Source organism: Streptomyces sp. NPDC047869, assembly GCF_040704065.1.
Lineage (GTDB): Bacteria > Actinomycetota > Actinomycetes > Streptomycetales > Streptomycetaceae > Streptomyces.
Genome location: NZ_JBEYRK010000030.1, coordinates 52,266 through 67,569 on the forward strand (window position 1 = coordinate 52,266; position 15,304 = coordinate 67,569).

16 protein-coding genes are annotated in these 15,304 nt (G+C 72.6%); 10 read left to right on the forward strand and 6 right to left on the reverse strand.

Translation table 11 applies throughout. The annotated features are described in order from the left end of the window. Positions 1-42: 42 nt before the first annotated feature. Positions 43-441 carry a DUF4307 domain-containing protein gene (locus AB0924_RS30030; RefSeq protein ID WP_366913044.1) on the forward strand — a complete coding sequence of 133 codons (399 nt, stop codon included), beginning with the start codon at positions 43-45 and terminating at the stop codon, positions 439-441. 161 nt (positions 442-602) lie between these two features. Further along, positions 603-1,103 carry a transcription elongation factor GreA gene (gene greA / locus AB0924_RS30035; protein ID WP_358936392.1) on the forward strand — a complete coding sequence of 167 codons (501 nt, stop codon included), beginning with the start codon at positions 603-605 and terminating at the stop codon, positions 1,101-1,103. Positions 1,104-1,185: 82 nt separating this feature from the next. Here greA and AB0924_RS30040 read toward each other — a convergent pair whose 3' ends face one another. The 3 genes from AB0924_RS30040 to ilvA form a co-directional block, all read right to left on the reverse strand. Next, positions 1,186-2,037, reverse strand: coding sequence for an ABC transporter permease (locus tag AB0924_RS30040; protein WP_358936390.1), 852 nt, complete (start codon positions 2,035-2,037; stop codon positions 1,186-1,188). Continuing rightward, on the reverse strand, positions 2,034-3,047 hold the full coding sequence (locus tag AB0924_RS30045; protein ID WP_366913046.1) for an ATP-binding cassette domain-containing protein: 1,014 nt from the start codon (positions 3,045-3,047) through the stop codon (positions 2,034-2,036). The genes AB0924_RS30040 and AB0924_RS30045 overlap by 4 nt, the downstream gene beginning before the upstream one ends. Before the next feature lie 232 nt (positions 3,048-3,279). Further along, entirely contained in the window at positions 3,280-4,509 is a 1,230-nt protein-coding gene (gene ilvA, locus AB0924_RS30050; RefSeq protein ID WP_358936386.1) for a threonine ammonia-lyase, read from the reverse strand. A gap of 162 nt (positions 4,510-4,671) precedes the next feature. On the opposite strand from ilvA, the gene AB0924_RS30055 reads away from it, so the two are divergent. The 3 genes from AB0924_RS30055 (at position 4,672) to AB0924_RS30065 (ending at position 6,102) form a co-directional block, all read left to right on the forward strand. Continuing rightward, complete coding sequence (locus AB0924_RS30055) at positions 4,672-5,178, forward strand: MarR family transcriptional regulator (protein ID WP_358936450.1); 507 nt, start codon at positions 4,672-4,674, stop codon at positions 5,176-5,178. Positions 5,179-5,324: 146 nt separating this feature from the next. Then, positions 5,325-5,828 (forward strand): sigma factor-like helix-turn-helix DNA-binding protein, encoded by a 504-nt coding sequence (locus AB0924_RS30060; RefSeq protein ID WP_358936383.1) that lies wholly within the window; start codon positions 5,325-5,327, stop codon positions 5,826-5,828. A gap of 25 nt (positions 5,829-5,853) precedes the next feature. Then, positions 5,854-6,102: a hypothetical protein gene (locus tag AB0924_RS30065; protein WP_358936381.1), complete on the forward strand. Its 249-nt coding sequence runs from the start codon at positions 5,854-5,856 to the stop codon at positions 6,100-6,102. Between the two features lie 18 nt (positions 6,103-6,120). Here the strand turns inward: AB0924_RS30065 and AB0924_RS30070 are convergent, their stop codons facing one another. Further along, entirely contained in the window at positions 6,121-7,275 is a 1,155-nt protein-coding gene (locus AB0924_RS30070; protein WP_366913047.1) for a cystathionine gamma-synthase, read from the reverse strand. A 154-nt stretch (positions 7,276-7,429) separates the two neighbouring features. On the opposite strand from AB0924_RS30070, the gene AB0924_RS30075 reads away from it, so the two are divergent. The 4 genes from AB0924_RS30075 to AB0924_RS30090 all read left to right on the forward strand — a co-directional run bounded on the left by AB0924_RS30075 (position 7,430) and on the right by AB0924_RS30090 (position 12,488). Continuing rightward, a complete protein-coding gene (locus tag AB0924_RS30075) occupies positions 7,430-8,548 on the forward strand; it encodes a hypothetical protein (protein ID WP_366913048.1) in 1,119 nt (372 codons plus the stop codon). 242 nt (positions 8,549-8,790) lie between these two features. Next, positions 8,791-10,428 (forward strand): M48 family metallopeptidase, encoded by a 1,638-nt coding sequence (locus tag AB0924_RS30080; RefSeq protein ID WP_366913049.1) that lies wholly within the window; start codon positions 8,791-8,793, stop codon positions 10,426-10,428. A gap of 105 nt (positions 10,429-10,533) precedes the next feature. Beyond that, entirely contained in the window at positions 10,534-11,643 is a 1,110-nt protein-coding gene (locus AB0924_RS30085) for a hypothetical protein (protein WP_366913050.1), read from the forward strand. A 107-nt stretch (positions 11,644-11,750) separates the two neighbouring features. Next, complete coding sequence (locus AB0924_RS30090) at positions 11,751-12,488, forward strand: hypothetical protein (RefSeq protein ID WP_366913051.1); 738 nt, start codon at positions 11,751-11,753, stop codon at positions 12,486-12,488. A gap of 104 nt (positions 12,489-12,592) precedes the next feature. Here the strand turns inward: AB0924_RS30090 and AB0924_RS30095 are convergent, their stop codons facing one another. Further along, the gene (locus tag AB0924_RS30095; protein ID WP_366913052.1) at positions 12,593-13,633 is read right to left on the reverse strand and encodes an NAD(P)-dependent alcohol dehydrogenase; all 1,041 of its coding nucleotides are present in this window, start codon (positions 13,631-13,633) and stop codon (positions 12,593-12,595) included. A 179-nt stretch (positions 13,634-13,812) separates the two neighbouring features. Between AB0924_RS30095 and AB0924_RS30100 the strand changes: the two genes are divergently transcribed. Then, positions 13,813-14,709 (forward strand): helix-turn-helix transcriptional regulator, encoded by an 897-nt coding sequence (locus AB0924_RS30100; RefSeq protein WP_358936367.1) that lies wholly within the window; start codon positions 13,813-13,815, stop codon positions 14,707-14,709. A 44-nt stretch (positions 14,710-14,753) separates the two neighbouring features. Here AB0924_RS30100 and AB0924_RS30105 read toward each other — a convergent pair whose 3' ends face one another. Continuing rightward, a complete protein-coding gene (locus tag AB0924_RS30105) occupies positions 14,754-15,266 on the reverse strand; it encodes a hypothetical protein (RefSeq protein WP_358936365.1) in 513 nt (170 codons plus the stop codon). Between the last annotated feature and the right edge of the window lie 38 nt (positions 15,267-15,304).

Consider the following 15,304-nt stretch of genomic DNA (forward strand, 5'->3'; position numbering starts at 1 on the left):
TGACGGAATCGGGGGGCGATTAATTCCGCGGAGAGGACGATCATGGGTACGGCGAGCACGCGGCTGCCCGAGGGCCGCTACGGCCGCGCCTCGGACGAGCGTGTCGACCGCAGGCTCAAGGTCGCCGGATCGCTGCTGGGTGTGGTCCTGCTCGCTCTGATCGGCTACTTCGCCTACCACTACGTCGCGCAGAACGAGATCAGCGCCCAGGTGATCACCTTCAAGGCCTCCGACGACGAGGTCCGAGTTCATCTGGAGGTGCACAAGGACTCGGGTGCCTCCGGCTACTGCACCCTGCGCTCCCAGTCGGCCGAGGGCGCCGAGGTGGGACGGGCGGACTTCCGCTTCAGCGGCGCGGCCACGCGCATCGACAAGGCCGTCACACTGCGTACGACGGCCAGGGGTACGACGGCCGAGCTGCTCGGCTGCCACGCCGACTGACCAGGTGCAGGCCGTGACCTGCGCCGATGTGATTCTGATGGCTTATGTCCTCCCCCTTCCGCCATTGAATTGTTAGGCTCGTGGTTTCGCCCATCCAAGAGGGAACATTCTTCTGGGTAGGGCGATGCTTTGTATTTCCCAGTACCGACGAGGAGCACCCTGTGACCCAGACCAGCGAGAACGTCACCTGGCTGACCCAGGAGGCGTACAACAAGCTCAAGGACGAGCTTGAGTACCTTACTGGTCCTGCGCGCACGGAGATCGCCGCCAAGATCGCCGCCGCGCGTGAGGAGGGCGACCTGCGCGAGAACGGCGGGTACCACGCGGCGAAGGAGGAGCAGGGCAAGCAGGAGCTCCGTGTGCGCCAGCTGACCCAGCTCCTCGAGAACGCCCAGGTCGGCGAGGCTCCGGCCTCCGCGGACGGTGCCGTCGCGCCGGGCATGGTCGTCACGATCGCCTTCGACGGTGACGAGGACGACACGATGACGTTCCTGCTCGCCTCCCGCGAGTACGCGAGCGCGGATGTCGAGACGTACTCGCCGCAGTCGCCGCTCGGCTCCGGCGTCATCGGCCACAAGGTCGGCGAGGACGCGGAGTACGAGCTGCCGAACGGCAAGAAGGCCTCGGTGCGGATCCTGAAGGCCGAGCCGTACTCGGGCTGATCCACCGAACCAGGTTCATGTCGCGCCCCCGGCGTCCCCAGGACACCGGGGGCGTCTTCATGCCCTCACGCGGTGGCCGCCGTCACGCGGTGGCCGAGCGGTACTTGCGGACCGCGAGCGTGCGGAAGGCCACGGTGATCAGGACCGACCAGATCAGCGAGACCCACACGGAGTGCTGCATGGGCCAGGCATCCGGGGTCCGGTAGCCCGGGGGGAAGTTGCCGAACAGCTCACGGCACGCCTGCACGGTGGCGCTGAACGGGTTCCACTCCGCGATGTGCCGAAGGAACGGCGGCATCTTGTTCGCGTCCACGAACGCGTTCGAGATGAACGTCAGCGGAAACAGCCAGATCAGGCCGCCCGAGGTCGCCGCCTCGGGGGTGCGCACGGAGAGGCCGATGAGCGCGCCGATCCAGGAGAACGCGTATCCGAGCAGCAGGAGCAGCCCGAATCCGGCGAGCACCTTGCCGAAGTTCTCGTGCGTGCGCCAGCCGACCAGCACCGCCACCACGGCGAGGACGAGCAGGGTGAGCGCCGTCTGGACCAGGTCCGCGAGGGTCCGCCCGGTCAGCACCGCGCCGCGTGCCATGGGCAGGGAGCGGAAGCGGTCGATGAGGCCCTTGTGCATGTCGTCGGCGATACCCGCGCCGGCGCCGGCCGTGGCGAACGTGACGGTCTGCGCGAAGATGCCCGCCATCAGGAACTCGCGGTAGGCCTGCGTGGAGCTGGACCCGCCGACCTGGATCGAGCCACCGAACACATAGGTGAACAGCACCACGAACATGATCGGCTGGATCAGTCCGAAGATGACCATCTCGGGGATCCGGCACATGCGGATCAGATTGCGCTTGGCGACGATCAGCGAGTCACGGACGGACCGGCCGACGGCGTTGCCGGGGGCCGCGAGGGGCGCGGCTTCGGTCACGGCACTCATTTCACGGTCTCCTTGCCTTTGGCGCCCTTGCTGCCCTTGCCGGCCCGGCCGTTCCCGGCGGTTTCCTCGGCCTCGGCCACGTGTCCGGTGAGGGAGAGGAAGACGTCGTCGAGGGTCGGGCGGCGCAGTCCGATGTCGTCCATCTCGATCCCGCGGCCGTCCAGCTCCCGGATGACCTCGGCGAGCAGCTTGGCGCCGCCGGTGACGGGCACCGTGAGCTTGCGGGTGTGCTCCTCGACCGTGGTGTCGCCCTTGCCGAAGCCGCGCAGCACCTCGGCGGCGGTGGCGATGTGCTCGCGCTCGTGCACGACGACCTCGACGCGCTCGCCGCCGGTGCGGGCCTTGAGCTGGTCGGAGGTGCCCTTGGCGATGACCCGGCCGTGGTCGACGACCGCTATGTCGTGGGCCAGGTGGTCGGCCTCCTCCAGGTACTGCGTGGTCAGCAGCAGGGTCGTACCGCCGGAGACGAGCTGCTTGATGACCTCCCAGAGCTGCTGCCTGTTGCGCGGGTCGAGGCCGGTGGTCGGCTCGTCCATGAACATCACGGGCGGTGAGACCACGAGGGCGGCGGCGAGGTCGAGCCGGCGGCGCATGCCTCCGGAGTAGGTCTTGGCGGGGCGGTCGGCGGCGTCCGTGAGATGGAACTGCTCCAGCAGCTCGACCGCGCGCTGCCGGGCCGTCCTGGCCCTCATCTGGTAGAGCTGACCGACCATCTGCAGGTTCTCCCGGCCGGTCAGGTATTCGTCGACCGCCGCGAACTGCCCGGACAGGCCGATGGAGCGGCGTACGGCGTCGGGGTCCTTGAGGACGTCCACGCCCGCCACGACGGCCCGTCCGCTGTCGGGCCGCAGCAGTGTCGTCAGACAGCGGACCGCAGTCGTCTTGCCGGCGCCGTTCGGCCCGAGCAGGCCGAGGACCGTGCCCTCGGGGACATCGAGGTCTACGCCGTCCAGTGCCCTTACGTCGCCGAAGGTCTTGACCAGCCCTTCGGCATAGATGGCGCCTGGCATGTGGGTCTCCACGTCGTTGGGGATGCTTCGGAAAGGCTAGGTTCGCGTGCTCGCCGCCGCCTTCGGTTTTCCATCAGCGGTTTTCACCCCGTGGGTTCTCACCCCGGGGTTCTCCGCATGGAGGCACCGGCGTATCGCGTGCGGCACGACACACCATAACGCGATGTATCGCGTTCGCCAATGGGTTTCCCCGGATGAGCGACACCGCCCTCTCGCGCTCCGGCGCGGTGTCTCAGTCGATGACCGTGTAACCCGCCTGACGCAGGGCCTGGCCGACCTCGACGCAGTGCGCCGGGCCCTTCGTCTCCAGGTGCAGCTCCACCTCGGCCTCCGTGAGCCCGAGCCGGGGATCGGTCCGCACATGGCTCACGTCGAGGACGTTGGCGTCGACCACGGACAGCACCCCGAGGAGCGTCGCGAGGGCGCCCGGGCGGTCCGTGAGCCGCAGCCGGACCGCCAGATAGCGGCCCTGGGCGGCCATGCCGTGCCGCAGCACCCGCTGGAGCAGCACCGGGTCGACGTTGCCGCCGGACAGTACGGCGACGACCGGGCCGGGGAAGGCGCCGGGTTCGGACAGCAGGGCCGCGACCGGGCTGGCCCCGGCCGGCTCGACGACCAGCTTGGCCCGCTCCAGGCACAGCAGCAGCGCGGCCGACAACTGGTCCTCGCTGACCGTGCGGACCTCGTCCACCAGGTCACCGATGATCTCGAACGGCACCAGACCGGGCCGGCCCACCTTGATGCCGTCGGCCATCGTCGCCGGGTTCTGCACCGACACCGGACGGCCTGCGGCGAGCGAGGGCGGATAGGCCGCCGCGCCCTCCGCCTGCACACCGACGATCCGGACCTCCGGCCGCAGCGCCTTCACCGCGACCGCGATGCCCGCGGCGAGCCCGCCGCCGCCGATGCCGACGACGATCGTGCGCACCTCCGGGCACTGCTCGAGGATCTCCAGGCCGACCGTGCCCTGGCCGGCGATGACATCGGGGTGGTCGAAGGGGTGGATGAACACCGCGCCCGTCGTGGCCGCGTACTCCTGGGCGGCGGCCAGGGTCTCGTCGACCACCTGACCGTGCAGCCTCACCTCCGCGCCGTACTCCCGGGTCGCGCTGATCTTCGGCAGCGGTGCGCCCTTCGGCATGAACACGGTGGAGTGCACACCGAGCAGCGAGGAGGCCAGGGCCACGCCCTGCGCGTGGTTGCCGGCGCTCGCCGCCACCACTCCGGCGGCCCGCTCCTCCGGCAGCAGCCCGGCGATCCGGACGTAGGCGCCGCGCAGCTTGAACGAGCCCGTGCGCTGGAGGTTCTCGCACTTGAGGTGCACCGGCGCACCGACCAGCTGGGAAAGGTGCCGGCTGCCCTCCATCGCGGTCGTCCGTGCCACGCCCGAGAGCATCTTCTGGGCCCCGCGCACGTCATCGAGGGTGACGGAGCGCAAGGAGCCGGCCGTGCGGTAGCTCATGCTCCAAGTCTCGCAGTTCACGGTCGTGCGCGACGCGTGTGACCAAGCTCCGAGACCGGGTTTGCGCAGCGCCGGTACGGCCCGCGCCCGGGCCGCGTACCCTGTCCCCCAACCCAGCAGCCCTCATGAAGCGAGCCTCCGGCCATGCCCACAACACCTGAAATGTCGATGGACATGACGACCGTCGGTGACACCGGTCTTCTCGACACCCTCCAGCACGAGGTGGCGGTGTTCGCCCGGCGTGCCGAACAGACCCGGCTCGGCGGCGTCGGGCAGGTGCGCAACACCATGGACCGTGCCGCCTACCTGCTGCTCAACCGCCTCGACAGCGAGGGCCCGATGGGCGTCAAGGCGCTCGCCGCGAGCATGGGGATCGACTCCTCCACGGTCACCCGGCAGGTGGCCCCGCTGGTCGACACGGGCCTCGTCAAGCGCACCTCGCACCCGGAGGACGGGCGGGCCGTGGTGCTCCAGCTGTCCCCGCGCGGGGCCGCCCGTCTCGAGGAAGTACGTTCGTCGAGGCGTCAGTTGATGGCCGAGCTGACACACGACTGGGCGCCGGAGGAGCGCGAGCAGTTCTGCGCGCTCCTCACGCGCTTCAATTCCGCGCTCTCCTCCCGGATGGCGGTCCAGCCGGTGCCGGCGGCCGAGCGGACGCCCGCTTCCTGACGCCCTCTTCCTGACGCGCGCCCCGGACGGGTGCGGTCCCGAGTCTTGACCCCGGGCCGCCACTGGCCTCATATGAGACCGGGTCCTGCGTGGTGCGCGGTCCGCCCGTCCCGTACCGGACAGGACCCCCTCAGGGGGGAGGCGCGGTGCGTGATCGGCGGGCATCCCGCGATGCCCGCCGGGCCCGGGAGTTCGAGTCGTTCGTCGCGGGCGCGGCGGGGCGGCTGCTGCATGCCGCCACCCTGCTCACCGGAGAGGCCCCGGACGACAACCCGCGCGCGCGGAGGCTGCTGGCACCGGCGCTGGCCCGCACCTACGCCCGCTGGGACCGGCTGCGCGGCGAGGACCCCTACGACTGCGCCCGCCAGTGCCTGGCCACCCGGTTCGCGCACGAGGCCTGGCGGCACTACGGAGCCGTGGGCCGGCCCCGTCCGCATCCGCGCAGCCCGCTCGCCGAGCTGGCGCCGCAGGAGCGGCTGATCCTGGTGCTGCGGATGTTCGAGGGGGTCGCCGAGGAGCAGACGGCGGCACTGCTGGGCCTGCCCGTCGAACGGGTGCACACCATCTGCGACCGCGCCACGGCCACCGTGCTGCATCCGTCGCGCGGGGCGGCGCCGCGCGCGGTGGGCGTGAAGACGGCGGCGTCATGAGGCGGCCACCGGGCGGGAGGCACCGGTGAACCGCGCCCAGCGGGAGGCCGCCGTGCGCCGGATCCTGGAGCAGGCCGCGGTGCCGGTGCCGCCCGATCTGCACGCCGAGGCCGTCCGCCGCGGCAGCCGTCTGCTGCGGCGCCGGCTGCTCGCGCACCGCCTGCTGTGGCTGCTGCTGTGCGCGGCGGCCGTGGCGTTCACCGTGTGGGCGGTGCGGGTGCAGCCCTGGGTGGAGCCGCCGTCCCAGACGACTCCACCGCTCACCGGCTGGTGACGGGACGGCGGCCCAGCACTAGCCGAGCGCCTGCTGCAGGTCCTCGAGCAGGTCGTCGACGTTCTCGATGCCGACGGACAGGCGCACCAGGTCGGCCGGGACCTCCAGGGCGGAGCCGGCCGCGGAGGCGTGGGTCATCCGGCCGGGGTGCTCGATGAGCGACTCGACGCCGCCGAGCGACTCACCGAGGGTGAAGACCTTGGCGCGGTTGCACACCTCGACGGCGGCCTCCTCGCCGCCCTGGACCCGGAAGGACACCATGCCGCCGAACGCCTTCATCTGCTTGGCGGCCACCTCGTGCCCGGGGTGCTCGGGCAGGCCCGGGTAGAGCACGCTGCTCACGCGCGCGTGCCCGGTGAGCATGTCGGCGATCTTCGTGGCGTTCTCGCTGTGCCGGTCCATGCGCACCGCGAGGGTCTTGGTGCCGCGCAGCACCAGCCAGGAGTCGAAGGGGCCGGCGACTGCGCCCATCGCGTTCTGGTGGTAGGCCAGTTCCTCGCCCAGCGTCTGGTCGGAGGCGATCAGGGCGCCGCCGACCACGTCCGAGTGGCCGCCCATGTACTTGGTCAGCGAGTGCACCACCACGTCGGCCCCGAGCGACAGCGGCTGCTGGAGGTAGGGCGTGGCGAAGGTGTTGTCGACGACGAGCCGCGCGCCCGCGTCGTGGGCGACCTGGGCCACGGCGGCGATGTCGGTGATGCCGAGCAGCGGGTTGGAGGGGGTCTCCACCCAGACCACCTTGGTCTTCGGCGTCATCGCGGCCCGTACGGCGGCCGGGTCGCTGGTGTCGGCGACCGACCACTCCACGCCCCAGCGGGTGACGACCTTGGCGAAGAGACGGAAGGTGCCGCCGTAGGCGTCGTTGGGGATCACCACGTGGTCGCCGGGGCTGAGCAGCGTGCGCAGCAGGGTGTCCTCGGCCGCCAGGCCGGACGCGAACGCGAGACCGCGCCGGCCGCCTTCCAGCGCGGCGAGGTTCTCCTCGAGGGCCGTCCTGGTCGGGTTGGCGCTGCGGCTGTACTCGTAGCCGCCGCGCAGACCGCCCACGCCGTCCTGCTTGTAGGTCGAGACCTGGTAGATCGGCGGGACGACCGCGCCGGTGAGGGGATCCGCGGTGTTGCCCGCGTGGATCGCGAGGGTCTCGAAGTGCTGACTGATGTGCCTGTCGCTCATGTGCACCGAGCGTAGTGCGCTCGGCCGGATGGTGGCGTCCGACGGGCTCGGGGAGCGGGAAGTCCCGGGGCGCCGGCGGCGCCGGGCGGGGGTTTTCCACAGGTCCGGCGGGCGTGGTTGGCCAATTGTCGGCGGCGTCTGGTTCGCTTGAGGCATGGCGACTCTTTGGCTGCTCATGGCACTGGCCCTGCTGTGCGTCGTGCTGCTCCCGGTCCTGCGGCGCAGGCGCGGAGCGGCCGGCCGGGCTCCGGCGGGCCTGCCGGACGGCGCGCGTGCGGCGGCCTACGGCTTCGTGCCCGAGGAGGAGCTGGACGTGCGGATGCCGGGCCCTGACAAGGATCTGCTGGACGTGCTGGACGTGGTGCGGCGCGCCGGGGACTACCGGGCCGCCGCCCAGTTGCTGGCCGGCACCGAGGCGGAGGGCGAGACGCGCTGGCAGCGTGTGCAGGCCTTCGCCGGCGCGGCGGCACTGGAGCTGGCGCAGCGGCCGGGCGGGGTGCATGAGACGCCCGGCGGGCAGTGGCTGCGGGTGTGGCGGGCGGAGCGGCCCAAGGACGCCGGTGGCGCGGCCGTGCACGCCGAGTTCCTGGTGCAGCAGGCGTGGCGGACGTCCTCGCCGGGCACGGAGGACTTCCGGATCATCATGGAGGAGGCCCGGCAGGCCTGCGGCGAGGCGGCGCTGCTCGCGCCCGGCGACCCGGTGCCGTACATCGTCGAGCTGTCCGTCGCCCGAGGCCTGGGCTGTCCGCGGCCGGAGTTCGAGAAGCTGTGGCTGACCGTCCTGGAGCGCGCCCCGCACCACATGGGCGCGCACCTGGCCGCGCTGCACTACTGGTGCGAGAAGTGGCACGGTTCGCGCGAGGAGGCGTACGCCTTCGCCGAGAGCGCCGCGGCCCGTGCTCCGGAGGGCTCGCTGCTGGCCGCGCTGCCGCTCTTCGCGGTCTTCGAGCACCTCCCCGAGGTGAACCTGGTCCGGAGCTTCTACCAGAGCGAGGTGGTCACCCGGGCGATGCAGGGCGCGCTGCACGCCGTGCACACCGCCCGCTCGGACGACCCGGTGCTCGCGCACGTCCGCCATCTGCTGCTGTTCTTCCTGGTCCGGGCCGAGCGCTGGCCGGAGGCCATGGACCAGCTCGCGCACGTCGACGGGCATGTGGGCGCGCTGCCGTGGACCCTGTCCGCCGACCCGGCCGCCGCCTTCGCCGCCCACCGCGCGCTGGCGGTGGCCGGTTACGAGGCGGCCGGCGGCAGCCCGGCGGGGCTGCCCGGCTGACGGGGCCCGCAGAGGTCCGCCCAGGTCACGGCCGGGATTGCCCCGCTGATCTTCGGTAGGGCATACTCCGCTTGCTCCGGCTTTGCTCGCGCTTTGCCCGGAGCCGCTCCGGGCGCACCCCGGAAGTCGTCTCGAGTCCGCTCGAAGTCTGCTCCGAGTCCCCCCACACTCACCGGCAGCACCGCCCGGCGGTGCGCGTCGGCCTGTTCATTTTCTCCGGGTCCTGTGGGGGGATCTGCCCGATGGGCGCAACTCTGCGCGCGCTGCGTGCTCTCGTTCTGCTGTGCGGTTTCCATCTGCTGAGCCTGCTGCTGCTCGCGGCACTGGCCGGTGTCGACATGGCCGTGGTCACCTGGGTGCACGGCGCCGCCGGAATCAAGATCGTCGCGGTCTCGGTACTGCTCGCCATTCCCATCGTGCGCGGCATGTTCATGCTGCGCACACCCAAGGGTGAGGGGCCGCCCGGCATCGAGGTCACCGAGGCGGACGAGCCCCGGCTGTGGGCGCTGGTGCGGGAACTCGCCGCGGCCACCGGCACCCGCGCCCCCGACCGGATCGTGCTGACGGCCGACGTCAACGCGGCCGTCAGCGAGGACGCGCGCCTGCTCGGCCTGCGGTCCGGCCCGCGCCGGCTCTATCTGGGCGTCCCGCTGCTGACCGGCCTGACGGAAGCGCAACTGCGCGGTGTGCTCGCCCACGAGTACGGCCACTACACGGGCGGTGACACCCGGCTGTCCGCGCTCGTGGTGCGCGGCCGGGTGCAGATCGCCCGGGTGATCGAGCACTTCCACGAGAAGGCGGACGGCAAGGTGGCCGCCGAGCGCGGCCGCCAGGAGAAGGCCGCCGCCAAGCGGGTCGCGAAGGGCAGGAAGGCCAAGGAGGTCGACACCGCCGGGGCCGGGGTGACGTACCGGATGATGGCGTCGGTCTACACGCTGTACGGCAACCTCTATCTGCGCGCCTCCCTGTCCACGGCCCGGGCCCAGGAGTACGCGGCCGACCGGGCCGCCGCCCGGATCGCCGGGCGCGACGCGATCGCCTCGGCCCTGCGCGAGATCCCGGCCCTGTCCGCCTCGCACGACTTCTACCTCGACTCGTACGCCACCCTGGGCCTGCCGGTGCGGCTGCTGCCGCCGCGCGGCGAGTTCTTCGGGGGCTTCGCCCGGCTGCTCGCGGCCCGCGAGGAGGAGCTGGCGGCGCTGCGCACGGAGCTGCCCACGGCACCGGTCTCGCCGTACGACTCCCACCCGCCGATCGCCGAACGGGTGCGCCGGCTGGAGGCGCTGCCCGCCGACGGACGCGCGGCGGAGGCCGGGGGCCCGGCGCTCGCCCTGCTCACCGACGCGGAGAAGACGCTGACCGCGCTGGAGGACGCCGTCCTGTCGGACGAGATCCTCGGCCACCCGCGCGCCGCCGCGTGGCAGGAGCTGCTGGACGCCGCCATGGCCCAGGGCATGTCCACCGCGCACACCCCGCTGCACCGGGCGCTGGCCGAGTACACCGGGCAGCCGGCCACGCCGGCCGCGCTGCTTGCCGTCGTCGACGACGGCAAGCTGTGGCGGCTGGCCGAGCGACTGCCGCTGTCCGACGAGGCGGCCGCGGCGAAGGGCCGGGCCTTTCGCGAGTTCGTACGGCCGCGGCTGCGCTCGTCGCTGCGGACGATGGTGCTGGCCGAGTTCAGCGCCCGCTCGCTGGTGAGCTGGGAGTTCTCCTGGTCGCACGCTGCTGCCGCGCGGCTGACCGGCCCGGGCCCGCACGGCGCCCCGGACGGTGGCGCCGAGGCCGCGCTCGACGCGGCCGTGAACGCGGCGCTCGCCGACCACCCCGACACCGCCCCGCTGCGGGCTCTGCTGTTCCCGGCGGCGACGCCGCCCGTGTGAGCCGCGGGCCCGCCGTCCGCCCCGCACGACCACGCCACAACGGCCCGACGCCGGCTCCCTCGACGCCGGCTGTCCCGCCACCCCGACGAACGGACCGCAACTCCCATGACCGTCCTGCTTTGGATCCTCGGCATCCTGGCCGCCCCCGCGGTGCTCTTCGCGCTCTGGCTGGCCTGGGTCTTCCTGAAGGAGTTCTTCTCCCCCAGCCCCGACGACGACGCCGACGCCGCGGAGGCGGCCGCGGCCGGGAAGGCCGCGGAGAAGCTCGGGCTGCTGCCCGTCGAGCGGCAGAACACCGAGCACGCCGCCCCACTGCCCGCGGACTGGGCGGCGGCGCTCACCGCCGTCCGGGCCGGCGACTGGCGGCCCGCCGCCGAGCTGCTGAGCGGCATCGGCCGGGACTGGGAGCGCCGGTCGGCGGCCGGCTACCTGCTCGCCGAGCGTGCGGCCGAGGAGGACGAGTGGCTGCTGGCCTGGGAGACGGCGCGCCCCGACGACCCCGACGCGGCCGTGGTCCGGGCGCGCAGCACGGTGATCCTCGCCTGGAAGCTGCGCGGCGCCAAGACGGGCGAGCACACCACCCGGGAGCAGGCCGAGGGCTTCCACCGGACGCTGCGCGGCGCCCGTGAGGAGATCGCGCGGGCGGCCGCGCTGAACCCCGACGACCCGACGCCGTACATCGCGGAGATCTGGGTGGCGCTGGGACTCGGCTACCCGAACGCCGAGATGGAGAAGCTCTGGGCGCAGATCACCACCCGGGCGCCGCACCACTACGAGGCGCACTTCTCGGCGCTGCAGTACTGGTGCGCCAAGTGGCGCGGCTCCGAGCGGCTGGCGTTCGACTTCGCCGAGCGGGCCGCGGCCGAGGCGCCGGCGGGCAGCCTGCTGACGGCGCTCCCGCTCATCGCGCACTTCGAGCACGACGACTCGGACGACACCGCGGCCGACAACACCCCGCAGATGCTGGCCCGGGTGGAGGCGGCCCTCGCGGACGTGGCGGCCGCCGACCCGGCCCACCCGCGCCTGCCGGAGCTGCGCCACCTGCTGGCGTTCTACCTCCATCTCCAGGACCGCGACGAGGCGGCACTGGAGCAGTTCAAGCTGGTCGACGGCCATGTCAACACGCTGCCCTGGCGCTACCGGGGCGACGGCATGGCACGCCACTTCTGCCAGGTGCGCGACACGGTGGCCCACAGGGTGACGGCCGCGGACTGATCCTCACGGCGGTTTTTCCAGGCGACGGCACCGGTCCCGACCCCGTACATTCGCCCCTCGCACAAGGACGAGAAGACGTGTGAGGACGTGTGGACGGGAAGGGCCGGATGGGCGGTCGTACGTTTCTGATCGGTGGCGGATGGGACCGCGCGGAGGTGTACGCGCCGTTTCTGCGGGCGGCCGCCGAGCGCGCCGGCGGTGTGCCGCGGATCGGCTGTGTCGTGATGGACAAGGGCGACGGGCGGGAACAGTTCGAGCGGTTCGCGCAGGCGCTGGGCAGGAGCGGGGCCGGGTGCACACCCGTGCCGGCGCTCGTGCCGCTCGGTGGGCGGTTCGAGCCGGAGCAGGCGCTGGACGGCGCCGACGGGCTGCTGGTGTGCGGTGGGCTGACGCCCGCCTATCAGGAGGCGTTCGCCGGCTGCGCGGACCGGCTGCCGCGGCTGCTCGCCGAGCGCGGAGTGCCGTACGCGGGCTTCTCCGCGGGTGCCGCCGTCGCCGCCCGGCGGGCGGTGGTCGGCGGATGGCTGGTGGACGGGGTTCCCGTCTGCCCCGAGGACACGGCGGAGGACCTGGAGGAGGTCGCGGTGCGGCCGGGCCTGGGGCTGGTGCCGTTCGCGGTGGACGTGCACGCCGCGCAGTGGGGGACGCTGGCGCGGCTGGTCGCGGTGGTGGGGCGCGGGGACGCGCCCTGCGGCGTCGCCGTCGACGAGAACACCGTGGTGGAGGTGGCCGGTCCGGCCGCCCGGGTCGCGGGGCTCGGGCGGGCGCATGTCGTACGCCCCGGTGCGGACGGCGCGGTGGCCGTGCGGTCGTACGCCGACGGGGAGAGCTTCTACGTCGGCTGAGGCGGGGGCCTGACGGGCCCCCTGGGCCGTCCCGTCCTCCGGCCGGCGCGCCGAACGCGCCGGCCGGAGGACGGGCCCGGCAGCAGGACCGGTCGCAGGACCCGTCAGATGGTGGCCGCGTCGATGACGAAGCGGTAGCGGACGTCGCTGGCGACCACCCGCTCGTAGGCCTCGTTGATCTCGGCCGCGCCGATCAGCTCGATCTCCGCGCCCAGGCCGTGCTCCGCGCAGAAGTCCAGCATCTCCTGGGTCTCGGGGATGCCTCCGATGTTGGAGGTGGTCAGGTTGCGCAGGTTGCCGAAGAGCGAGGTGAGGGTCACGTGGACCGGCTCCTCGGGCAGGCCGACGTTCACCATCGAGCCGCCGGTGCGCAGCAGCGAGAGGTAGGCGCCGAAGTCCATCGGGGCCGAAACGGTGTTGAGGATGATGTCGAAGGTGCCCTTCAGGTTCTCGAAGGTCGCCGGGTCGCCGGTGGCGTAGTAGTGGTCGGCGCCCAGCCGCAGGCCGTCGTCCTTCTTGCGCAGGGTCTGGGACAGCACGGTGACCTCGGCGCCCATCGCGTGCGCGATCTTGACGCCCATGTGGCCGAGGCCGCCGAGTCCGACGACGGCGACCCGCTTGCCGGGGCCCGCGTTCCAGCGCTTGAGCGGCGAGTACGTGGTGATGCCGGCGCACAGCAGCGGGGCGGCCACGTCGAGGGACAGGCCCTCGGGGATGCGGACGACGTAGTTCTCGTCGACGACGATCTTCTCGGAGTAGCCGCCGTAGGTGGGCTCGCCGTCCCTGCCGACGGAGTTGTACGTCCAGGTGGGGCCTCGGTCGCAGTACTGCTGCAGCCCGGCCTTGCAGTTGTCGCACTCGCGGCAGGAGTCGACCATGCAGCCGACGCCCACCCGGTCGCCCACGGCGAACTTCGTGACGCCGGGACCGACCTCGGACACGACGCCCGCGATCTCGTGGCCGGGGACCATCGGGAAGATCGCCTCGCCCCAGCCCTCACGGGCCTGGTGGATGTCGGAGTGGCAGATGCCGGCGAACTTTATGTCGATCAGGACGTCGGACTCGCCGACCGGACGCCGCTCGATGGTGGTGCGCTCCAGCGGAGCCTTCGCGGCGGGCGCGGCATAGGCGGCAACAGTGGTCATGGGGGGATCTCCTAGTTGACTCTCGGTGCCCGGTCGCCTTCCGGCCAGGTACGTCTTCCAGCCTGCCCCATGTCCCGCGCGTCACCCAGGTCCCGCTTCTTCGTACGACCACCGTGCCTACCACTGGCGGGGTCAGGCTCGCCGGCGTACGACCACGCGGCACCACGGATACTTGCCGTATGGATGTACAGCCGGAAGCGGCCGCGGGACCACCCCTGGACCGGTGGGCCGAGCTGAGCGAGTTCCTGCGCAGCCGGCGGGCCCGGCTGAAGCCGGAGGACGTGGGCCTGCCCGAATTCGGCCGGCGCCGCAGGGTGCCGGGGCTGCGCCGCGAGGAGCTGGCCCAGCTCGCCGGGGTGTCGGCGGCGTACTACACGCGGCTTGAGCAGGGCAACGGCCGGAACGTCTCGGCGGAGGTGCTGGACTCCATCGCCCGGGCCCTGCGCCTGACGGACGCCGAGCACGCCCACCTGACCCACCTGGCCAAGCCGACGGCGCACAAGAAGAAGCCGGCGGCACGGCAGCAGCAGGTGCGGGCGGCGCTGCGCCAGCTGCTGGACTCGATGGAGGGCGTACCGGCGTACGTGGTCGGCCGGCGCACGGAGGTGCTCGCCTGGAACCGGATGGCGGCCGCGGTGTTCGGCGACTGGTCGGAACTCGCGCCCGCCGAGCGCAACTGGGCGCGGATGGTGTTCCTGCGCCCGGACTACCGGGACCTGTTCATCGACTGGGAGCAGAAGGCGATCGACATCGTCTGCGCCCTGCGCATGGACGCGGGCTGCTATCCGGACGACCCCCGGCTGTCCGCCCTGGTCGGCGAACTGTCGGTGAAGAGCGCGGAGTTCCGCCGCCTGTGGGCGACGCACGACGTCAAGGAGAAGGGCTACGGCGTCAAGCGCCTGCGGCATCCGCTGGTGGGTGACCTGTCGCTCAGCTTCGAGACCTTCCGACTGGCGGACGACGGCGACCAGGCGCTGCTCACCTACCACGCCGAGCCGGACTCCCCGTCGGCGCAGTCCCTGCGGCTGCTGGCGAGCTGGGGCACGGACGCGGCGCGCGCGGTGCCGTCGGCCTGATCCGGCATGACCGGCTCGGTCCGGCCTGATCCGGACGGGCCGACTCAGTCCTCGACGCCCAGGTCGGCCCGCATGAGCCGGCGCATGGCGGTGAGCAGGGGCTCGGCCTCCTTCAGGTCGCGCAGGGCCCCTTCGGCGCTCTCGCCCTCACGGGCCAGTCCCCGGTCGAGCCGTTTGACCACGGCGTCGATGCGGGCCAGGACCTCGTTGACGGCCCGGGAGGCGTCCAGGATCCGTTCGGGGACCACCATCTGCGCCTCGGCGTACCGGTCGCGGTAGTCCCGCCGGGCATCCTCGAGCTGCTCCCGGTCCTGCTCGGCGTAGACGCCGTCGCGCACCCGGTGCAGGGCGTCCTTCAGCAGGGTGTGGAACTGGCGCGAGGCCCGGTTCATGGCGGTGTAGGCGTCGCGCCGCTCCTCCAGCAGCCGCCGCCGCTCGGCCTGTCCGGCCTCCCGGAGGCGCTGCCGGTCCATGTGGCGCTGCGCGAGTACGGGCGCGAGGAGCGTGCCGAGGACACCGACGACGGCTGTGATCATGGCGGTCAGGGCGGCGGTCACGAGGGGACCCTACGTCGGCCGGGCGCGCCGGCACACGG